The 21457-nt window shown below is 50.4% G+C and carries 19 protein-coding genes; 9 read left to right on the top strand and 10 right to left on the bottom strand.

Going from position 1 to position 21457, the window contains the following annotated elements:
• The first annotated feature begins 15 nt into the window (after nucleotides 1-15).
• A complete protein-coding gene (locus C7T94_RS13255) occupies nucleotides 16-693 on the top strand; it encodes an NAD-dependent epimerase/dehydratase family protein (protein ID WP_107215772.1) in 678 nt (225 codons plus the stop codon).
• A gap of 98 nt (nucleotides 694-791) precedes the next feature.
• On the opposite strand, the gene C7T94_RS13250 is transcribed toward C7T94_RS13255, so the two are convergent.
• The 4 genes from C7T94_RS13250 to C7T94_RS13235 form a co-directional block, all read right to left on the bottom strand.
• Complete coding sequence (locus C7T94_RS13250; RefSeq protein ID WP_107215771.1) at nucleotides 792-1883, bottom strand: family 43 glycosylhydrolase; 1092 nt, start codon at nucleotides 1881-1883, stop codon at nucleotides 792-794.
• A gap of 205 nt (nucleotides 1884-2088) precedes the next feature.
• A complete protein-coding gene (locus C7T94_RS13245; protein WP_107215770.1) occupies nucleotides 2089-3483 on the bottom strand; it encodes an arginine decarboxylase in 1395 nt (464 codons plus the stop codon).
• A gap of 169 nt (nucleotides 3484-3652) precedes the next feature.
• Entirely contained in the window at nucleotides 3653-4543 is an 891-nt protein-coding gene (ctlX, locus tag C7T94_RS13240; protein ID WP_239495012.1) for a citrulline utilization hydrolase CtlX, read from the bottom strand.
• A 29-nt stretch (nucleotides 4544-4572) separates the two neighbouring features.
• Nucleotides 4573-6027: an arginine deiminase family protein gene (locus tag C7T94_RS13235; RefSeq protein WP_107216120.1), complete on the bottom strand. Its 1455-nt coding sequence runs from the start codon at nucleotides 6025-6027 to the stop codon at nucleotides 4573-4575.
• Nucleotides 6028-6195: 168 nt separating this feature from the next.
• Here C7T94_RS13235 and argS point away from each other — a divergent pair, with 168 nt between their 5' ends.
• Nucleotides 6196-7965, top strand: coding sequence for an arginine--tRNA ligase (argS, locus tag C7T94_RS13230; RefSeq protein ID WP_107215768.1), 1770 nt, complete (start codon nucleotides 6196-6198; stop codon nucleotides 7963-7965).
• Nucleotides 7966-8084: 119 nt separating this feature from the next.
• Here argS and C7T94_RS13225 read toward each other — a convergent pair whose 3' ends face one another.
• A complete protein-coding gene (locus C7T94_RS13225) occupies nucleotides 8085-9218 on the bottom strand; it encodes an AI-2E family transporter (RefSeq protein WP_107215767.1) in 1134 nt (377 codons plus the stop codon).
• 139 nt (nucleotides 9219-9357) lie between these two features.
• Here C7T94_RS13225 and mgrA point away from each other — a divergent pair, with 139 nt between their 5' ends.
• Entirely contained in the window at nucleotides 9358-10350 is a 993-nt protein-coding gene (mgrA, locus tag C7T94_RS13220; protein WP_107215766.1) for an L-glyceraldehyde 3-phosphate reductase, read from the top strand.
• On the opposite strand, the gene C7T94_RS13215 is transcribed toward mgrA, so the two are convergent.
• On the bottom strand, nucleotides 10347-12113 hold the full coding sequence (locus tag C7T94_RS13215; RefSeq protein WP_317046922.1) for a helix-hairpin-helix domain-containing protein: 1767 nt from the start codon (nucleotides 12111-12113) through the stop codon (nucleotides 10347-10349). The two genes, mgrA and C7T94_RS13215, sit on opposite strands and share 4 nt — an antisense overlap.
• Between C7T94_RS13215 and C7T94_RS13210 the strand changes: the two genes are divergently transcribed.
• Nucleotides 12112-12750 (top strand): hypothetical protein, encoded by a 639-nt coding sequence (locus C7T94_RS13210; protein WP_107215765.1) that lies wholly within the window; start codon nucleotides 12112-12114, stop codon nucleotides 12748-12750. The two genes, C7T94_RS13215 and C7T94_RS13210, sit on opposite strands and share 2 nt — an antisense overlap.
• A gap of 15 nt (nucleotides 12751-12765) precedes the next feature.
• Here the strand turns inward: C7T94_RS13210 and sppA are convergent, their stop codons facing one another.
• Nucleotides 12766-14532 (bottom strand): signal peptide peptidase SppA, encoded by a 1767-nt coding sequence (sppA, locus tag C7T94_RS13205; protein WP_107215764.1) that lies wholly within the window; start codon nucleotides 14530-14532, stop codon nucleotides 12766-12768.
• A 53-nt stretch (nucleotides 14533-14585) separates the two neighbouring features.
• On the opposite strand from sppA, the gene folK reads away from it, so the two are divergent.
• Together folK and C7T94_RS13195 are read left to right on the top strand one after the other, a co-directional pair.
• On the top strand, nucleotides 14586-15080 hold the full coding sequence (gene folK / locus C7T94_RS13200) for a 2-amino-4-hydroxy-6-hydroxymethyldihydropteridine diphosphokinase (RefSeq protein ID WP_107215763.1): 495 nt from the start codon (nucleotides 14586-14588) through the stop codon (nucleotides 15078-15080).
• Between the two features lie 18 nt (nucleotides 15081-15098).
• Nucleotides 15099-15482 (top strand): Hpt domain-containing protein, encoded by a 384-nt coding sequence (locus C7T94_RS13195; protein WP_107215762.1) that lies wholly within the window; start codon nucleotides 15099-15101, stop codon nucleotides 15480-15482.
• A gap of 37 nt (nucleotides 15483-15519) precedes the next feature.
• On the opposite strand, the gene pssA is transcribed toward C7T94_RS13195, so the two are convergent.
• Together pssA and rho are read right to left on the bottom strand one after the other, a co-directional pair.
• Nucleotides 15520-16206: a CDP-diacylglycerol--serine O-phosphatidyltransferase gene (pssA, locus tag C7T94_RS13190; RefSeq protein WP_107215761.1), complete on the bottom strand. Its 687-nt coding sequence runs from the start codon at nucleotides 16204-16206 to the stop codon at nucleotides 15520-15522.
• Nucleotides 16207-16270: 64 nt separating this feature from the next.
• Nucleotides 16271-17902 carry a transcription termination factor Rho gene (rho, locus tag C7T94_RS13185; RefSeq protein ID WP_107215760.1) on the bottom strand — a complete coding sequence of 544 codons (1632 nt, stop codon included), beginning with the start codon at nucleotides 17900-17902 and terminating at the stop codon, nucleotides 16271-16273.
• A 266-nt stretch (nucleotides 17903-18168) separates the two neighbouring features.
• Between rho and pyrF the strand changes: the two genes are divergently transcribed.
• The 3 genes from pyrF to C7T94_RS13170 are packed head-to-tail and all read left to right on the top strand — an operon-like array spanning nucleotide 18169 to nucleotide 20556.
• Nucleotides 18169-19002 (top strand): orotidine-5'-phosphate decarboxylase, encoded by an 834-nt coding sequence (pyrF, locus tag C7T94_RS13180; RefSeq protein WP_107216118.1) that lies wholly within the window; start codon nucleotides 18169-18171, stop codon nucleotides 19000-19002.
• Nucleotides 19003-19049: 47 nt separating this feature from the next.
• Entirely contained in the window at nucleotides 19050-20333 is a 1284-nt protein-coding gene (locus tag C7T94_RS13175) for a DUF2851 family protein (protein ID WP_107215759.1), read from the top strand.
• 1 nt (nucleotide 20334) lies between these two features.
• Nucleotides 20335-20556 (top strand): PspC domain-containing protein, encoded by a 222-nt coding sequence (locus C7T94_RS13170; RefSeq protein WP_107215758.1) that lies wholly within the window; start codon nucleotides 20335-20337, stop codon nucleotides 20554-20556.
• Here the strand turns inward: C7T94_RS13170 and C7T94_RS13165 are convergent.
• Nucleotides 20553-21203, bottom strand: coding sequence for an ankyrin repeat domain-containing protein (locus tag C7T94_RS13165; protein ID WP_107215757.1), 651 nt, complete (start codon nucleotides 21201-21203; stop codon nucleotides 20553-20555). The genes C7T94_RS13170 and C7T94_RS13165 overlap by 4 nt on opposite strands.
• Between the last annotated feature and the right edge of the window lie 254 nt (nucleotides 21204-21457).

Below are 21457 nucleotides of genomic sequence, written 5' to 3'. Positions count from 1 at the left end.
GTGTACGGCAACAGGATGAAATTAAAGGTCATTATTACAGGTGCTACAGGAATGGTAGGCGAGGGCGTTTTGCACGAATGCCTGAACAGTTCGCACGTAAAAGAGGTACTGGTTGTGAACCGGCGGCCGTGCGGCGTGGTGCACTCAAAACTTCAGGAGGTGATTTTGGACGATTTTATGCATCCGGAACAAATTTCAGAACAGCTTTCGGCATATGATACCTGCTTTTTCTGTCTTGGTATTTCCTCGATCGGCGTTGATTCAGCTACGTACTACCGCCTCACTTATAACCTAACCGTCGGATTTGCAGAAGCCTTGTTGAGGCATAACCCCGGGATGAGTATCACTTACGTGTCTGGTGCAGGTACCAGCGGGCTGGAAACCAGCCGCTTGAACTGGGCGAATGTAAAGGGGAAGACGGAAAATGCGCTGCTGGCCATGAATTTTGCAGGCGCCTGGATGTTCCGCCCGGGCTTTCTGAAGCCAACGCCCGGACTGAAACATGCGCACCGCTTCTATAAATACATTGGCTGGACGTTCCGGCCGCTGCGTTTTTTGTTCCCGAAAAGGATGAACACACTGGCAGAACTCGGACAGGCCATGATTTATGTGTCGATGAACGGCTTTGCCAAGCGGATACTCGAAACGGGCGATATTGCTGCTGCCGCTGCGGCGCTGAAAAGTGCCGAATAGCGACCCGGCTGGCCGGAACCTATTACGAGTCCTGCAAAGTTGGTAACTTTCACAAAGTTACCAACTTTAAGTTACAAAAACCAGTTTTATATAAACTTTCAGTTAAAAAAAGGAGCGTTTTGAGTTGTGCCTTTCGTCGGCGTTACGATCAGCTGGTCACTGCTGTTTCTGAACAGTTCATCGACGCAAACCGCACGGTCGCTCCACGATTCGCCGGCGGTGGTCTTGATCCGGTAAATCAGCCAGCGAACACCGGCATCATCAACCACGGTATTTGGAGATCCCGGTCCGTAAATGCCTTTTGCCGGGTCCTGGCGAACGAGCGGGTTCAGACCCGGCGTACTGCCTTCAGCCGCCTTCGTAAATGGTCCGGCAGGAGAAGAAGAATACGCATAACCAATGGCGTAGCGGGCCAATGCGCCGCCCGAACCATTATATAACATATAATATCGCCTTGAGGCAGCCGCATTCGGCGCATAGTAAACCAGCGGATGTTCAATGTTGATGTTTTCCCAGGCCTGGCTGATCGTCAGTACGGGCTGATCGGTACCGGCAATGGTGTTCAGTCCGTCGGCGGTAAGCTGCACCACCCGTAGGTCTGGCAGCTGGTCGGCGCCCTGGCCCACATTCCGTGCATAAAAAAGATACACTTTGCCATCGGCCGGATCCTGGAACACCGAGGGGTCGATAACCGGTGTGTATTCGCCATTGGCCTTCTGCTTGACCACCAGGCTGGCATTTGCATCCTGGTAGGGGCCGCCGGGTGCGTCTGCCGAGGCAACGCCGATTGTTCGGTTGTTGGCACCCTTTACATGGGTATAGTACAACAGGTATTTGCCGCCTGCGCGAAATGTTCCTGCCGACCAGAAAGATCCAGTTGGCTTTGAAAAGCAGCTGTTTGTTACGGCGGTCCAGTTCACGAGATCGGGCGATGAAAAAACTTTATAATTCGCTCCGTTCGGATGAAACAGATAAAAGTTGTTGTCGGCGCCTCGCATGATCTGCGGATCTTTGGGATTTTGGCTTGCCGGAATGACCGGGTTCTGAAATGTGCCTGCCGCGACGCTGAAGGCTTGTGCATTGGCGCCGGTGCCAAGGGCATCAGGCGGGGAAGTTTCACGTTTGCATGAGGCAAACAGCGCCGAGATGGCCAGGGCCAGTTTGAGGCCCTGAAAGATCGTTGTTTTCATAGGATAGGTCTGAAAGGCAGCCACACATGCAGCTGCCTCACGAAATTACCCCCTGCCGCTTAAACCACCTTTTACGAAATCGTTAAATCCTGTAAATTTTGTCGTCCGGGAAGCCGGTGCCGCATCGGCAGACAAACCGAGGCGTAACATCCTCTATGGATACAAAAAAGCCGGCTTTTGGCCGGCTGTTGGTTCTTTGTGACAGCTAACTGCCATATCCCAATATTTTCAATACCTGTTTGCTGTTTTGCTCTTCACCGAAAACTTCGAAGTTAAAACTCTCGTCACGGTTTCTCCTGATAATAACGTGTTTGGGGCTGGGCAATAAACAGTGGTGTATGCCGCCGTAACCGCTTAATACTTCCTGGTAAGCACCTGTATGGAAAAAGCCCAGGTACTGCACTTTTCGCGTTTTTGGCATAAATACACTGTTCATATGTGCCTCCTGGTTGTAATAGTCTTGTCCGTCGCAGGTAATGCCGCCCAGGTTTACACGCTCGTATTCTGCGTCCCAATTGTTAATGGGCAGCAAAATGTACTTCTGGTTCAGCGCCCATACATCCGGCAGGTTGGTAATGAACGAACCATCAAGCATCAGCCACCGCTCCCGGTCATTCTGCTGCTTGCGGCCAAGTACTTTATACAAAATCCCAGACGCTTCGGCTACCGTATACTTTCCAAATTCAGTGATGATATCCGGCTCCATGACTTCGTGGATGGCGCAGATTTCTTTGATGCGTTTAACAATCTCATTTACCATGTATTCGTAATCGAAATCGAAAACCAGCGAATCTTTAAAAGGCATACCTCCGCCAATGTCGAGTGTATCCAGATCAGGATTGATTTTCTTGAATTTGCAGTAAAGCGTAACGTATTTTTCCAGCTCGTTCCAATAGTATGGGGTATCTGAAATCCCTGAATTGATGAAAAAATGAAGCAGCTTTACTTTGAAATTCGGGTTGGAAACGATCTTGCTGTTGTAAAAATCAATGACGTCTTCCATTCTCACACCCAGGCGCGAGGTATAGAACTGTGAATCGGGCTGTTCTTCTGCCGCAATCCGGATGCCCAGCGCGCAGGGCTCATCCAGTTCGATCTCGTCATCGTACAGGTTAAATTCTTCCTTGTTGTCAAGAACGGGAATGATGTTCTTGAAGCCGTCGTGAAGCATATCAACGATGTACTGTTTGTACTGGTATGTTTTAAAGCCGTTGCAAATGACCGTGATGTCTTTCTTGACCACGCCTTTTTTCTCGAGCGCATCGATCATCGGCATGTCGAAAGCAGAAGACGTTTCCAGGTGAATGTCGTTCTTCAGCGCTTCTTCCACAATGTGCCTGAAATGTGAGCTTTTGGTGCAATAACAGTACTTATAATTGCCGCGGTAGTTGTTCTTCAGAATGGCGGTCTGGAAGAGAATTTTGGCCTGTTGTATTTTTTTACTGACCAGCGGCAGGTAGGTGAAACGCAGCGGCGTACCGTACGTTTCAATCATCTCCATAAGGTTCAGGTCCTGGAAATAAAGCTCATCGTCGATGACTTCAAATCCTTCCTGAGGAAAACCGACGCTGAGGTCGAGAAATTCTGAATAACTCTGCATTTTTATCTTGCTGGTATTTTTTGCAAAAATGTAATTTTTATATGGAAATGTCCCTGCTGCCGGGAATAATTTTTGGCCGAAAAAGCCCGTTGCGGGCCGGTTGCGGAAAGTATGACAAATTCGCTACACTTAACGCCCGGGTTACGGCTTGAAACAGTCTGGTATCTCGCTAATTCTCTGGTAGATGGATCTCGGCGAGCATGCAGCGCGCACTGCCGCCCCCATTGGTTTCTATCGTTGTTAACGGAGCATAAATCAGCTTTCCATATTTCTCAAGAATACCTGCCTGCGCCGGAAGCAGCGACCGGAAGGCCTGCTCTGACATGACGATCAGTTTTTCCGACCGGCCCTGCAGCTGCAGCATGTTGCCTGCAAAGCGGTTCATCTGATCGAGGCTGATGCCGACTGTTTCTTTCCCGGTTGACCGGATCGCATCCAGCAGCAACCGGCGCTCGGCCTCCAGCGGCAAGGCATCAAAGCAGGCAAGCACGAAGCCGTCGCCCACGCACATCATCACATTGGTGTGGTAGATCGGGAAACCTGAGGCATCGGTAGCCGAAAAAACGACGGGCCGATAGCCTGCACGGGCACAGAAGTCATGCAGCACCTCGGCATCGGTACGCTGCGACCGGCATGCGTAAGCAATCTTGTGGTCGCGGTCAAGTACCATGCTGCCAGTCCCCTCCAGGAATCTGGCCGTATTTTCATAGCTGCTCAGGTCCTCGACAGCCGACAGCCTGAAGCGCGTAGCGAGCAACTGGATAATATCGTCCCGGCGTTCTTTGCGCCGGTTCTCTGAAAACATCGGATACAGGAAAGCACGACCATCTTCATGAAGTGAAATCCAGTTATTCGGAAAGATCGAGTCAGGAGTTTCAGGGTCCAGTGTATCGTTCACGATGGTGACGTTTACGCCCTCATGGCGAAGCAGGCCGGCAAATGCATCGAATTCGGCAAGCGCCCGTTGCTGGACCTGTTCCTGCAAGGAGCCTGGCTGTACCTGGAAGCGGTTGTTTGCGGCTGTCTGTGTGTTGAACTTGAAGTCGACTGGCCGGATCATTAAAACGTGGTTGGTTAGCTGCATCTCTATTAAACGGTAAGATCAAGGGAATCGCGCCTGATCGGCAGGCTCATGCAATGAAAGCCGCCGCGTGCACGCGACAGTTCTGCCGAAGGCATCAGGATAAGCGTGTCTTTAAGACGGGCCGCTTCAAGTTCGCCGTTTTCCAGCTTATCGATCAGCGCCGCCACATGGATTACCTCGAAACCCTGCGTTTTAAATGCCTGAATGGTGTTGTCGTTCCGGTCGTAGCCGAGTACTACGCCCTCACGAATGGCCAGCAGGTTGCAGGAGTCGGTCCACTGCTCGCGGGCATCGTAGGGAAAGGTATCATTGCCACTATAAATGAAGCGCGTTTCCTCCCGGCTGCCCAGGTCGTTTCTGCTGATGTCGTCGAGCAGCGACTCGATGCTCTCAAATCGTTTAGGCTGCATCGGGTCTTCCCGGCGAAACTGGATGATCTCAGTCTTGTCCCGGTTTTCCTGTTCTACAAGCAGGTGAATAGGCTCCCTGACACCGCCGCCCTGGCGGGATACCGAACTCAGTACCACCCAGACGTTTCTCTTTACCTGCGTAAAAACGGTATCAATGTGCATGAAATCCCGCTTGTTGGGAATCTTGACCACTGTTACTTTTTCGACCACCTCATGCTGGAACAGCAATTTGATCGCTTCGTTGGCCCCAAGGGGCGAGGTACGTTCGCTGCAGCCGATCAGCACATGGCCTGGACTAACCACCATGACGTCTCCACCTTCCAGAGTGGTGCGGTGGTCTTCGTCCTCTCCCGGACGAAGAAAATGCTGCAGCGGGTCAGGGATCTCAAGGATATTGTCACGATAGTCGGCAAAATAGGGATGATTGAAAAATATATACCGCATGAGCAAGGTTTCGCGGCTCCTTGCTTTTTTTGCCGGCTTGTTGAGCAGCACGAAGTTGTTGATCGTGATGCCCACATCGCGGGTAAAAATAAGGTTTGGTATCGGTGCAAAGATCATGCGCTCGTCTGGGAGCGTACCCGAAATAAATATTTTGGCGAGCAGCCGGGCATCTGTAGCGATCAATTCCTGCTGCAGCCGGTACGTGCAGCCTTCTATGGCACAAACTGAAGCTGTCAGTTTTTTCCGGATCCCTTCGTTTTCCAATATTTCTGCCAGCAATTGCTGCAGCTCGAGCACCTTGTCTGACCCATGAAAATTGGGATGGTCCGGCTTGTAAAATGCCCGGTCATTTTCCTCCGCATCAATTTCCCGGAGTTTTCCCTTGATCTTTCCCGGGTCCAGGAAATACATCAGCACTTTCAGATAATAATCGTATTCCGCTTTACGAACCGTATCAAGGTGTACGATATCTTCGAAGAGCCAATCCTGCGCTTTTGAAGGCACCACTTTACCCAGGCCACTGTCGGGACTGTGAATCAGCAATGCTCGAAGCGTACCGATCTCATTCGGTACGTGTATGCCGTTGTCGTGTTTTTTTATGCTCATAAGTTTTGGTTGCTGCAAAGTTACCTTTATTTTTCCAATGCCTGAGCAGCGGTCACATACCATACCGCACAGCCGGTCATACGTCCCGGTTTGGCGGGCAGATGCTCTGCTGAAATAAATTTTCGGCCCCAAAGGCAAATTTCGCTGGCCGATAGCTATTTTTGCCGCATGGATTTTATCGTTGCGGCGGCCCGGAAGGCCATCGAGGAACTGTACGGAACCCAGGTTCCAGCAGATGTGATTTCTTTGCAGGAGACCCGGAAGGAATTTGAAGGTCAGGTTACGATTGTCGCTTTTCCCATCGTCAGGTATTCGAAGAAAAACCCGGCCGAAACGGCTGAAGATATCGGGAAATACCTGCAGGCGAATGTAGCTGAAGTGGCGGCTTTTAATGTTGTTAAAGGTTTCCTGAACCTGGTACTTGATCAGCAGTACTTCCTGCGTGTGTTTCATGAAGAGATCCTGGGAACCGGCTTTGGCCGCATTGCCCCGAACGGCAAAAAGGTCATGGTCGAATATTCCTCGCCCAATACCAATAAACCTCTGCACCTGGGCCACGTGCGCAATAACCTGCTGGGCTACTCGGTCGCCGAGCTGCTTAAAGCGAGCGGTTACGAGGTCATTAAGGTAAACCTGGTCAACGACCGGGGTATACACATCTGTAAGTCCATGCTGGCCTGGCAAAAATGGGGCAATGGCGAAACGCCGGAAAACTCTGGGATGAAAGGCGACCACCTCGTTGGTAAGTACTACGTCGTTTTTGACGCCGAATATAAAAAGGAAATCAAAGCCCTGATGGATCAGGGACAAACTGAAGAACAGGCAAAAAAAAGCGCGCCGCTTATCGTCGAGGCGCAACAGATGCTCCAGCAATGGGAAGCGGGCGATGCCGGGGTCATTGCACTCTGGGAAAAAATGAATGGATGGGTATATGAAGGCTTTGGCGTTACCTATGCCAATCTGGGCGTAGACTTTGACCGTTTTTATTACGAAAGCAATACTTACCTGCTCGGCAAGGATACAGTAGAAGAGGGCCTGGAGAAAGGCGTCTTCTTCCGTAAGGACGATGGGTCTGTCTGGATTGACCTGACGGCCGAAGGGCTTGACGAAAAATTGGTGCTGCGGGCAGATGGCACTTCCGTTTATATTACGCAGGATTTGGGTACCGCCCAGATGAAGCAGGACGACTACCAGATGGATGAATCCATTTACGTAGTCGGCAATGAACAGGATTATCATTTTAAGGTACTGTTCCTGATCCTCGAAAAACTGGGTAAACCCTGGGCAAAAGGCCTGTACCACCTGTCTTATGGCATGGTAGACCTGCCCAGCGGAAAAATGAAATCGCGCGAAGGCACGGTTGTCGACGCAGACGACCTCATAGGCGAAATGATCCGCACGGCGAAGTCTAAGACAGAGGAATTAGGCAAGACAAACGACTTTCCTGAAGAAGATAAAAATGCGCTTTACCGCAACATCGGTCTTGGCGCATTGAAATATTTCCTGCTGAAAGTAGAACCGAAGAAACGGTTACTTTTTGACCCGAACGAATCGATCGATTTTCAGGGCCACACCGGGCCATTTATTCAGTATACCCATGCCCGCATCCGGTCCCTGCTTGCTAAGGCAGCTTACCAGCCTGGTGGCGACGCTGCCGGCGTTGAATTATCTGACACGGAACTGGACATGGTCATGATGCTTGGCAAGTACCCCGCCCAGATCAGGGAGGCTGCAGCAACGCACAGTCCGGCGGTCATGGCGAACTACCTTTTTGAGCTGGCAAAAGGCTTCAATAAATTTTATCATGAGATCCCGCCGATCGTGAAAACAGAGGCAGGTGCACAGAAACAGTTCAGGCTGAATATCTGCAGGGTAACCGGCGATGTGCTCAGACAAGGCATGAGCCTGCTGGGTATTACCGTGCCTGAGAGAATGTAATCAGCCAGTTTTTTATCCTCAGTCAAATGCAGACCCGTTCTGGCGGCTCTGTCTGTTCTGCTGTCGCTGAGGTATGCTTACGAAACCGTCTGAACTGTTGTTACATGGCCAAAGCCTGCCTATTTTTCGCCGGTTTTCGGCACGTCACCCGATTTTGTAGGAATGGGTTTTTTCTTCCTGAAGGTCGGAAAAGTCATAGGGCTTCTTGCCGGGCGCTCGTCGCCTAACAAAACACCCCATTGCTTGAACATGTCTGAACGGTCGAAAATAATCTTCAGCACGGCAATAATTGGCAGGGCCAGGAACATCCCCGAAACACCAGCTATGCTGCCGCCTATAAACACGCCCAAAATGGCAAAGAGGGCATTGATCTTAACTTTCGAGCCTACAATGCGCGGCATTAAAATGTTGTTGTCGAGAAACTGCACGAATGCAATGACGGCAAGTACAGTGACAACCGGCCAGAGCTCCTGGGAAGAGGCCAGGGTAATCAACACCCCGATTATATTCCCGATCAGGGCACCAACGTATGGAATAAGATTCAGCAGCGCAAAGATTACGCCGATCAGCAGCGCATGTTTGATGCCGATAATAAGCAAAATACCACCCAGGAGTATCGTCATATACGTAACCTGGATCAGCAGCCCGACCAGGTAACTTTTGATAATCGATTCAGTCTCGTATATAGCTTCTTTTACTTTATCATGCTGCTCAACCTTAAACCACATAAAAATAAAGCGCAAAAGTATATCCTTGTAGAACAGCATCAGGTAAATGTATATAGGCAACAAGCCGATAAATACGAATGTAGACGAAACGGAACTGGCCGCGCCGCCCGCAAGTCCGCCTGCCATGTTCAGCAGGTCATTGCTTTTCTCGTCGAGGAACTTCCGTTGCTCGGTCGTTGAATAATTGGTCAGGTTTTCGATCCAGGTACTTAATGAATTGATGTGCAGCGTGACATTCTTTTTAATCTGCGGAAAGTCCTGAGCCAGTATGCCCAACTGCGAAGAAAAAAACCAACCCAGACCGCCAAAGACGATGGCAACAAGCAGGATCGGAAGCACAATGGCCAGGACCTCGGGAAACTTTTTTCGCTTCAGGAACCTGAACATCGGCAAGAGCATGATGCTGATAAAAAAAGCCATAAGAACCGGCATGATGATGTGGTTGCCGATGACCAGGACCGTGCCGATGGCCAGCAGTCCGAGAAGTTCAATAGCGCGTTTTACGGTGAGCGGGAAATCCTTCATTTCATAGAGTTTGCTTGATTTTAAACAGGATTCGCAGTCGAATGTTTTAAAAGGCTTATGGGCTTGCCAGGACTGGTACCAATACAGTTTTGCCGCTTGGCAAATTTTGGTAAGTTTGCGCTACCAAAAACCCTGAACCATGACCTACTTGCCTAACCCTGGCCGTTATACTGATATGCAATACCGCCGCTGCGGGAACAGCGGATTGAAACTTCCGGCACTGTCACTTGGCCTGTGGCACAACTTCGGGGGAGTAAATAATTTCGAAAACGGCCGTGCCATGGTTCATACGGCGTTCAACCTTGGCGTAACACACTTTGATCTGGCCAATAACTACGGGCCGCCTCCGGGCTCGGCAGAAGAGAACTTTGGCCGTATATTGGAAAAAGATTTTTCGAATTATCGCGATGAGCTCATCATTTCCTCAAAAGCGGGTTACACCATGTGGGACGGACCTTACGGTGACTGGGGCTCGAAGAAATACCTGGTATCCAGCCTTGACCAGAGCCTGAAACGCATGAAGCTCGATTATGTCGATATCTTTTATCACCACAGGCCAGATCCCCAGACCCCGCTCGAGGAAACCATGGCTGCTCTTGACCTGATCGTGAGGCAAGGCAAGGCGCTGTATGTCGGGATTTCAAATTATGCAGCTCCCGAAGCAGAAAGGGCAATTCAAATCCTGAATTCGCTGGGCACACCCTGTCTCATTCACCAGCCCAAATACTCCATGTTTGAACGCTGGGCAGAAGGGGGACTGATGGACCTGCTCGGCCGCGAAGGTGTAGGCTGTATCCCTTTTTCTCCGCTTGCACAAGGTCTTCTGACGGATAAGTACCTGCACGGTATCCCGGCAGATTCGCGCGTTGCCACGAGTGGTCAATTTCTCAACGAGAGCCACATCACACCAGCCAGTGTTGAAAAGGCGACGCGGCTGAATGAAATTGCGGTACAGCGAAACCAGAAACTGGCCCAAATGGCACTCTCATGGCTGCTTAAAGACGAACGGGTCACCTCGGTGCTGATCGGTGCAAGCCGGCCTGAACAGATTGCCGAATCGGTAGCCTGTATGCACAACATCGATTTCAGTGCGGCCGAACTCGAAGCTATAGAAGCGATCCTGGCCGCTTAAATGCGGCTTTTCCGATCGTTAAAATAGGCTTCGATCTCAGATCGGTTCAGTGCATTCAGACAGGCGGTTTTGCTCAGGCCGCCTTTGCGGCCAACCAGTACGCCATAACGCATGTCATGAAACCCCTCGTTCCGGTGGGCATCGGGATTAATGGATAGCATGACGCCGCGGTCCAGCGCGTACCGGTGCCAGCGCCAGTCCAGGTCGAGCCGAAGCGGGTTGGAATTGATCTCAATCACTACGCCGTTTGCCGCACAGGCATCAATGATTTTTCTGTAATCAACCGGGTAACCTGATCGCGTAAGGAGCAGGCGGCCGGTAGGGTGACCAAGAATGGTGGTGTATGGGTTCTCAATTGCCTTAATGAGCCGCTGGGTGGCCTTTTGCTCGTCCATTTTCAGGTTGCTGTGTATCGATGCAACAACAAAGTCAAAGGTTTTCAGTACGTCATCAGGATAATCCAGCGCGCCATCGCTTAAAATGTCGCTCTCAATGCCTTTGAAAATTTTGAAACCTTCCAGGCGGGCGTTCAGGGCTTCAATTTCCAGGTGCTGCGCGGCCACACGCTCTTCGTACAATCCATGTGCATAAACGGCGGTCCTTGAGTGGTCAGAAATGCCCAGGTATTCCAGTTTGAGTACATCGCGGCAAAAGACAGCCATTTCTTCCAGGCTGTGCACGCCGTCGCTCCAGGTAGAGTGGTTGTGAATTGAGCCCTTCAGATCCTCGAGCCGGATCAGTTCAGGCAGGTTACCGGCTTCTGCCTGGCTAAGGTACGTATCGTCTTCGCGCAGTTCTGGAGCTACGAAGGCCAGCCCGGCTGCCGCGTAAATCGCTGCTTCATTTTCAAAATGCCGGGCGGCAACGCGGCTCAGCACCGCTTCAACATGTGCCGCACTGCCCGTTTTCCTGAAATATTCAATATAAAAATCACGCAGATCGCAGAAAAAGAGGTTTACCTGCATGCCATCTGTCGTCTGGCCCGCATAGTGGCTTTCGCCGGCGGGGATCAGAGGAACATCTTCAAATTGCGGCAGGCGGCTTTCTACTTCTTCCCGGCGGGAGGTAGCCAGGATAAAGTCCAGTCCGTCAATCACTTCGTCGCAACGCCTGAAAGCGCCGCCAAGGCCAAGAAGGGCATGCTCATCCAGCGGGTGCAGCCATGCTGACAAAGCCTGGTGCAGGGCAGTCGCTGCCGGCTCAGCCCGGGCATACAAGAACCGGCCGTTTCCTGCAAGTTTGAATTCAATGGCTTTTTTGATCTCTTCCTGGGTTTTTAAGCCGAAACCTTTCGCTTCAATCAGCCGGTTCTCATTGCAGGCATAATACAGTTCACCAACCGTTTCTATGCCCAGTGTTCGCCAGATGATGGCGATTTTTTTTGGACCGATCCCCTTTATGCCCATCATTTCGACGATACCGGCAGGGGTGAGCGCGAACAGTTCGTCCATCTCGCGCATGCTTCCTGTGGTTAGCAGCTCACTGATTTTCGAAGCAATACTTTTCCCGATGCCATCAATCTTTGACAGTTCCTCTTCGCTTTTTGAATCAAGGCGGAAAGGCAGCTTGTCAGCTTTGAAGGCGGCATTGGCGACGGATCTGATCTTGAACGGGTTTTGTTCGTGCAGTTCCATCAGTTGAGACAGTGTGCGCAGGCTGCGGGAAATGGCTTTGTTCTCCATACGGCTAAAATAGAAAAAAGCGGCTGCGCAGCCAACGGTGTTGATAAAACAGATTGGCCGACCCGGCTGTTCAATGTTCATGAAAAAGTATGTTTTTCTGAGCCTGCTCGGCCTCGTGCTGGGCACGGCCTGCACCAGGCCGAAGCAGAAACAGGCCGAGCAGCTGGACGCAGCGGCCTCCCGCAAGGATTCTGTATCTGTCGCCGACATTCCCGAACAAAAACTCGTCGTACCGGGTGCTGCGGTCGGCATGCTCGACATCGGCACCGACATGCAGGAAATTTTCCAGAAGTTGGGCAAGCCCGATGCAGGCGACGCAGCCATGGGCAGGGCCTGGTCAGTCTGGTATCATCCCGACTCAACCAGCCAGGTGAACGACGATGAACTTAACCTGTTTTCCGCTTATGCAGACAGTGGCATGGTGAAGAAAGAGGTCAGGCAGATCCGGGTCACTTCACCAGAATACCGGACAGATCTGGGCATCGGCGTTGGCTCTCCCTATGAAGAGATGAAGAAACAATATCCTGCCGTTCGCGAGGTGCAGCGGCTGGTAAACATGCGCCGAGGCGATACATTGGTCGTTTACGACGACGTGCAGCAAGGGATTGCTTTCGATGTATGCAAACGCCGGGTCTTCGCGCTGACTGTGCACCGCAGGAGTACGCCCATGCAGCATGGTTATCTTACGCTGAAACCCGGATGGAAACCGGTCAGGTAGCCGCTTGCCGTTTGCTTATTTTAGCATTACTTCGAAAGGCATTTTTGCCAGAATACCCGACCGGCTCGTGATTGATCTAATCTGTTGATATACGGGGTACTGTGCACCCAGTTCTTCTTTAATCCAGGCCGTGCGGATCTTGTCTGTACTGTTGTCAAGGAGTGATTGCAGCGGACTGATGATCTCAGGATATTCGACCACCCGGTAGCTTTTAAGGCCTGCTTTCTTACCCGCGGCAGCAATGGCATCCTGAAATGAGCCGAGACGGTCAGCAAGTCCGATGCGTACGGCATCTGTACCCACCCAAACGTGTCCGCCGCCTATGCTATCAATATAAGCCGTCGTTTTTTTGCGGCCATCGGCAACCCGTTTAACGAAGCCTTTATAAATCCGGTTTAGCTCAGCCTGAATGATGGCGCGTTCTGCCGGGGTCATGGGGCGGTTGGTACTCATGATGTCAGCATATTTGCCTGTCTTTACGCCGTCGAAAGTAACACCGAGTTTTTCATTCATCAGCCGCTGAAAGTTGGGGATGATGCCGAAAACGCCTATTGAGCCTGTAATGGTGTTCGGCTGAACGATGATGCTGTCGGCCGCGCAGCCGATGTAATAACCACCTGATGCGGCAACATCACCGAATGAAGCGATGACCGGTTTGCTTTTCCTGGTCAGCACCACCTCGCGCCAAATCACATCAGAGGCGAGCGCACTGCCGCCGGGCGAGTTTACCCGGATGACAACCGCTTTAACTTTTTTATCCTGTCTTGCTTTCCTGATGGCTCGCGAAATGCGTTCAGAGCCTATCGTTTCGTCATCGCCCTCGCCACCGGTGATATCGCCATTGGCATAGATGACCGCGACGCGGTCTGTGGTCTCCGCTTTTTCGGCAGCATTCTGGGCATAATCGTTAATGGTTACTGAACTGATCGTTTCGTCGGCGGCGGTTCCGCTGAGCTTCTTGAGCTCGTTCAGCACTTCGTCTTTGTACCGGAGCGCATCTACAACTTTGAAGCGCAGGGCATCGGCAGGTGTCTGAACCAGCAATTCGTTGGCTATCTGTGCCAGGCTGTCTTTTTGCAATTTTCTTGCCGTGGCAATATCGCCTAGAAAGGTCTGGTAAAGCCCGTTAACATAGGCTGTGACCTGCTTGCGGTTGTAGTCGCTCATTTTGTCGTATAAGAACGGTTCTACAGCGCTTTTGTAATTCCCTACCCGGATAACCTGGGCTTCAATGCCAAGCTTTTCCAGTGCTCCTTTGAAAAAAGTAAGTTCTGAACTGAAGCCTTTCAGCTCAAGGGTACCCTCGGGATGGAGGTAAACCTTATCGGCAGCGGAGGCCAGGTAATACGCGCCTTGTGTATAGATCTCGCTATAGGCGATGACCTGTTTTTTACTGCTGCGGAAATCGAGAATTGCATTCCTGACCTCGCGCATGGTGGCAAGTCCGGCATTGGGCGCGCTTACATTTACGTAAACACAGCGAATGTTGTCATCTGTCTTCGCTTTTTTAAGCGCACGGATCACATCTGCAAAACCGAGTTTCTTTGAGCCTTCGCCACCCAGGCCGGGAACATTTGCCAGTGGATTTTTGGTGGTGCGTTCACCGATCTCCTGGTCAAGGTTCAAAAAGAGCACAGAGTTTTTTGAGACTTCGACGCTCTTTTCATCGTCTGCTGCACTGATGATCACTCCGATAATAACGAAAAAAACGAGAAACAAGAGGAATATCGATATAAAGAAACCCAGTATTGTTGCAAAAAGCGTCCGAAAAAATGCTCTCATGTGGTAGTTAAATATTTATTTTGTAAAGGTATAAAAATAGATCAGAGACCTACATGCTGTCAGACGTCAAGAATGCGTATTTGTTACTGGGAAGTAACCTGGGCGACCGCCCGCAACACCTGCATAATGCCATTGCGATGATCGCGGAGCGGGCGGGTGTGGTAAGCGCAACATCATCTACTTACGAGACGGCAGCTTGGGGGAAAACCGATCAGCCGGCTTTCCTGAACCTGGCGGTAGCATTGCAAACGAGGCTCGGGCCGTTGCAGTTGCTCGGGCAGGTGCTGTCTATTGAACAGGAACTGGGGCGGGTGCGCCATGAAAAGTGGGGCGAACGCGTCATTGATATTGACATCATTTTCTATGATGACGAGGTTGTGGCCATCGAGGGCAAACTGCATATTCCTCACCCAGAACTTCAGAACCGCAAATTCGTCCTGGCACCCCTGGCCGAAATCGCTCCGGAGCTACGGCATCCGGTTTCAGGTTTTACGGTCACAGAGATGTTGGCAAAAATAGATGACCCGCTTGCGGTTACAAAGATTTAATTCTATAGATTTGTCTCTATGATAGATGCCAGTAAAAATTCCCAGCCGGTAGATCTTTCTTACCTGAGCGACATGGCCGGCGATAGCCCGGAGTTCATGATTGAAATGATTGACCTGTTCAAGTCTCAGACTCCGGTTTACATTGCCGAACTGGAACAGGCCGTGAAGGAAAACGATTGGGCAAAAGTGTCTATGCACGCGCACCGGGTCAAACCAACGTTTATTTATGTTGGCCGTGATGACGCCAAGAACCACATGCAAATGATGGAGAACAATGCAAAGAATGGAGAGGACCTGGACAAGATGCCCCACGCGCTTGACGAGATTAAATCCATGCTCGAAGTCCTGTACCAGCAGCTTGCCGTAGCCCGAAGGGCGCTTGAACAAAGGGTTGGCTCTTAAGGCTGATTTCGAAATCTCACCGGCGCTGCCGGTTTTTTTATGCCAGTCTCTTTTTTTTCCGGAAGTGCAGGAGGGAAAATGCCAGGTACAACACAAGTACAAACGGTACCGCTGCAAACTGCAGCACCGCCAAAAGAACTGCTGACAATAGCAGGAAGATGTATTTGAACTTGTTGTCTTTCCAGGAGACCGAGCCCATTTTTAATGAAAAAATGCGGAGTTCGCTAACAAGCAGCAGGCTGCACACAACCGCAATAGACAGCAGGAGCAGGGTCGAACCGATCAGGTGGGGGTAGTCGGCCGCGATAAAGGGCAGGGAAACGATAAACAAGGTGTTCATCGGGGTATTCAGGCCTATAAAGTCTTCAGTTTGTCGTTCGTCGATATTAAATTTCGCAAGCCGCAATGCTGAAAATATGGTAATCAAAAAGCCAAAGTAAGGCAACAGCGGTGATGTGAAATCAGACGTGCCGAGCAACTTAAACATAACAACCCCCGGCAGGAATCCGAAACTTACCATATCAGCGAGCGAGTCGAGTTCCTTGCCGATGGCTGATTTCACACGAAGCAACCGTGCAGCGAAACCATCAAAAAAATCGAAAATTCCAGAAATAAGCACGCAATATGCGCTGGCTTGCAATTCGCCGCGAAAAGCCAGGACGATGCCAACGCATCCGGCCGCCAGATTGGCACAGGTCAGGGCGTTGGGAATATGTTTTTTCATGCCTCGAAATTAAAAAAAGCCGGCAAATACTGCCGGCTTTTAATGTCGGTTTGCCGTGGCTGGCTTATGAATTCATTGAAATCAGGAACTCTTCGTTGGTTTTAGTGCCTTTAATCTGCCCCTGGACAAACTCCATCGCCTCCTGGGCATTCATGTCGGCAAGGTGATTGCGCAGAATCCAGACGCGCTGCAACGTGTCGCGGTCATGAAGCAGATCGTCGCGGCGGGTACTCGAAGCGGTAATGTCGATAGCCGGGAAGATCCGTTTGTTGGAGAGCTTGCGGTCAAGCTGCAGCTCCATGTTACCTGTACCCTTGAATTCTTCGAAAATAACTTCGTCCATTTTCGATCCCGTATCGGTCAGGGCGGTAGCCAGAATGGTCAGTGAGCCACCCCGTTCAATGTTACGTGCCGCACCAAAAAATCTCTTTGGTTTGTGTAATGCATTTGCATCGACACCACCCGAAAGAATTTTACCCGACGCAGGTGCAACGGTGTTGTAAGCCCTGGCCAGCCTGGTAATCGAATCGAGCAGGATCACCACGTCATGGCCGCTTTCAACAAGCCGTTTGGCTTTCTCAAGCACAATATTGGCAATCTTTACATGGCGGTCTGCCGGTTCGTCGAAAGTAGAAGAGATCACTTCAGCACGCACACTGCGCGCCATATCGGTTACTTCTTCAGGCCGCTCGTCAATGAGCAGGATAATCAGATATACCTCGGGGTGGTTTTTAGCTATCGAGTTCGCAACCTCTTTAAGGAGGTTGGTTTTTCCTGTCTTCGGCTGTGCAACGATCAAACCGCGCTGCCCTTTGCCAATTGGCGTGAACAGGTCCATGATGCGTGTAGAATAGTTGCTGGAATCTGTAAACAGGTTCAGTCTTTCAGTTGGGAAAAGGGGGGTCAGGTAGTCGAAAGGAACGCGGTCACGTACATCTGCCGGCAGGCGGCCGTTAATGGTCTCCACTCGAACCAGTGGGAAATATTTTTCGCCTTCTTTCGGCGGGCGGATACTTCCTTTTACCGTGTCGCCGGTCTTCAGGCCAAATAACTTGATCTGTGACTGCGAAACATAAATATCATCGGGAGAGGTCAGGTAGTTGTAATCTGCCGATCGCAGGAAGCCATAACCATCGGGCATGATCTCCAACACGCCCTCGTTGGTGATGACATTGTCGAAATCGAGGTTGGAATAACTGTTCTCGTTTTTTCCCTGATTCTGATGGTTCTGGTTGCTCTTATTGTGGTTGCGGCTTTCGTCTTTCTGCTGGTGCCGGTTGCGCTGTTGTTCAGCTGCAGCGGCTTCTTCTGCCGCTTTATATGGATCTGTTTCTACAGGTGCCGCAGGGCTTTCCGTGCGCGCCTCCCGTTCCGGTTGTTCAAAAAGGGTAACGCTATCAGCAGGCGACTTGGCAGGAGCGGCATCTTTGCTGATCCTGGCCCGCTTGCGCGATGGTTTTTCGGCTGTTTCTGCTTTTTCTGGCCTGGATGCCCTCACTTTCGGAGTGGCAACGGCAACCTCCGGTTCTGGTTCGGGGGCAGCTTGCGGCGTTGCTGCCGCCTGTTGCTGAAAGTACATGATGCCTTCTACCAGGTCGATTTTTCGAAGTTTATCGGCATTTTCGATACCAAACGACTTGGCAAGCTCACGTAACTCGGGTGTGAGTTTATCATTTAGGTCTGTTTTGCTAAACATTGAATTGTGTGTTACAAGAAAATTGAATAATTATTCTGTCTGATGAACAAGGTAAAAAATGCTAAAGCTATTTTGGGAAGCTGAAATTGCTAGATTTTTCCGAGATGGTCAGACAAACTTTTGAGAATTATGGTGCAATTGTATGGATTTGTTAAGTAATCTACAAGAGAAAATTAAAATTGTTTGAAAAAAATAACCTAGCGTACAAAGCATTTTATATAAAACACGCCTGCAAAATCAGCATATTTGCAGCCAAAACACCGTTTATGACCAAGGCGCAACTCTTCGACCAAATCAAACTGAAACGCTCTTTTTTATGTATCGGACTGGATCCGGTGCTTGAGAACCTGCCAGAACACTTGCTCGACGATGAAGATCCGATATTTTCATTTAATAAAGCAATCATCGATGCAACCGAAGACCTCTGCGTAGCTTATAAACCCAATACGGCTTTTTATGAAATGTATGGCACAAAAGGCTGGAATTCCCTTCAGAAGACCTGGAGTTACTTCAGCAAAGACCTTTTTACCATTGCAGATGCAAAAAGGGGCGACATAGGCAACACATCAAAAATGTATGCAGCCGCCTTTTTTAACGAAGAAAGGTCGGGCATGGGGTTCGATGCCGTCACTGTAGCCCCTTACATGGGCAGTGATTCTGTCGTGCCTTTTCTGAACCACGAGCACAAATGGGTTATCCTGCTCGCGCTGACTTCCAACGCAGGCAGTACAGACTTCCAGTCTTTGCACGTGGGCGGGAAAAACAGGTTATACGAAGAAGTCATTGCCCGCTCTTCAAAATGGGGCAATTCAGAGCAGATCATGTATGTTGTCGGGGCAACAAAGGCAGATGCCTTTGAAAGCTTGCGTGCACTGGCGCCTGATAGCTTCTTCCTGGTACCGGGCATTGGCGCACAGGGTGGCAGTCTGGCCGAGGTATGTCGTTTTGGACTGAACAAAACATGCGGCCTGCTGGTCAATTCTGCCCGCCAGATTATTTACGCCGGCAAGGGGACCGATTTTGCGGAGATGGCCCGGGCCGAGGCACTAAAGGTGCAGCAGGAGATGGAAGTTATATTGCACCAACACGACCTGATATAAACTAAAAATTAATTTTATTTCTTATGTAATAAAAATTATCTTCGGGGATGGATTTTTCCGAAGAATTTCTTCATTATGTCTGGCGTTTCAGACGCTATGATCCGGTAGCGCTTGTTTGCGATGGCGCACGTGTTCAGGTGATCAGCCCGGGAACATACCAACACAACTCAGGTCCGGATTTCAATTTGGCCCGTGTACGCATCGGAGCCACGTTATGGGTAGGTGATGTGGAAATTCATCTTAAAACTTCAGACTGGCTGCTGCACGGACATCAGCAAGACAAATCATATAACAATGTCATTCTTCATGTGGTCTACGAGCATGACCGCGAGATCAGCCGGCCTGACGGAAGCCCGCTGCCGGTCTTGCCCCTTGCAGGCCACATCCCGCTTCAACTGGTCAGCAGTTACAACCGGCTCCAGCTGTCTGCTGCCTATTTTCCATGTGCAGGCAACATTGCAGCAGTAAGCAAAACGGTTGTCAGGGCGGCACTGACGCGGCAGCTGGTTGCGCGGATGGAGAAAAAATCGTCAGAAGTGCTGCAGGTGCTTTCGGCCTTGCGCGGCGATTGGGAAGAGACTTTTTATCGGTTCTTAGCCAGGAATTTCGGTTTCAAGATAAACGCCCAGCCCTTCGAATTGCTAGCGCAGCTTATGCCTTACCGCATTTTGGGCCGCTGCCGAGGCAACCGTTTTCAGATGGAAGCGCTGCTGTTTGGTGTGGCAGGCATGCTCGACCACCTGCGCAGCACAGACACCTACCCGCTGAAACTGCGCAATGAGTTTTCATTCCTTCAGAAGAAATACCGCCTGAAAAAAGTGCCTTTATCTATGTGGAAATTCATGCGCATGCGACCGCAAAATTTTCCTTCGCTGCGCATTGCCCAGTTTGCGGCCCTGCTCAACCGGCCTGCACCGCTGTTTTCTGCTGTCCTGGCGTTACGCAAGCCCGAAGACATTGCTGCGGTATTTGGCAGGAGCAACATGCATGAGTTCTGGAAAACGCATTATCATTTTGGCAAACCAGCCGGCCAGGTAGGCAGCCAGCTGGGAAGAGATTCGATAGAAAATGTACTGATCAATACAGTTTCCCTGTTTTTGTTCGTTTATGGCAGATACACAGACAATGATATTTACGTACAGGCCGGGCTTGAATTGCTTGAATTTCTTCAGCCCGAAAATAATGCCATTGTGCGCCATTACCGCGGGGCTGGTCTGGAGATAGACAATGCTTTCTTCTCGCAGGCCGTTCTGGAGTTGAAAAAAAACTGGTGCGACGAAAAAAAATGTGTACATTGTAGTATAGGAATCAACCTGTTAAAAAACGTTTGATATGTTCCAGCGAATCGTGACCTATTTTGAGCAACAAAGCTTCGGCGTTTGTACGTATCTCGCAGAGCGGCTGAAACTTTCTACTGGCCGTGTGCGGCTGTTTTTTATTTATTCATCATTCCTGGCAGTCGGTTTCCCTATTGTATTTTATGTGCTGGCGGCTTTTGTTCTGGATGTAAGGCGGTACATGAGAAAAATTAGAACCCGTATCTGGGACCTTTAGTCTTCCAGTATTTTCGCTATTTCGATAAGGCCGGCATCGTGCGCCAGGTCTGCTGGTAGTTTTCCACCTTCCATTCTTGCGTCTGTCCGGGCGCCATATTCAAGGAGTAAAATAATCAAGGCTATATTCCCTGTTGCCGCCGCCGAATGCAGCGGCGTCATCCCGGCCTGTTGTATCACATTAACGTTTGCGCCGGCATGAAGCAGGAGTGATGCAATGGCTGTATCGCCAGCCGCGGCGGCCGAGTGTAGGGGGTAAACATCGTAACCATTTGCAGATGGAATGTTGCAGTCAGCACCACGGCTTAATAAAATTTTTACTGCGTCTTCCCTGCAAAAATAGCAGGCCAGGCCAAGGGCCGTGAACCCATCGCTCGAATGCCGGTTTACCAGTCCGGGTTCACTGAACAATAGCTCGGACAGGGCAGACAGATCGCCGATCGCGGCGGCCTCGTATATACTAAGCGGACCGCTGAACTCAGCCAGGAGTGATGCCAACGCGGTCTGCTTATAATAACAGGCCAGCAACAGGGGGCTTACACCGTATGAGGTTTGACGGGTAGCCAGTTCAGGCTGATTCATCAGGAGGGATTGCAGACCTGCACGATCTCCTGAAGCAATCAGGCTTTCGACAATCGGATTGTCCATAAGCAGCAGTGTTTGGTTTGTTAAATATAGAAACAAAGTGCAAGAGTAGGTATCCGGCGTGCAGCAAAAAAAATCCGCCCGGTTTACCGGGCGGAACAAAACCTAAAACAAAATTAGTTTCATTGGCTGAAACTTCATTGGTGCTATTGTAAACATCTGACTCGCATGGCAACCAAAGGTTTAACGGAATTTTATGATGGTAGTTACTGGTCAGGATAATTTGATCGATGTAAGCAGTTCAGCGGATATCTTTT

It is taken from the genome of Pedobacter yulinensis, from assembly GCF_003029735.1.
GTDB lineage: Bacteria > Bacteroidota > Bacteroidia > Sphingobacteriales > Sphingobacteriaceae > Pedobacter > Pedobacter yulinensis.
Note: the sequence above shows the minus strand (reverse complement) of the source record. Positions and strands in the feature narration are given on the sequence as shown.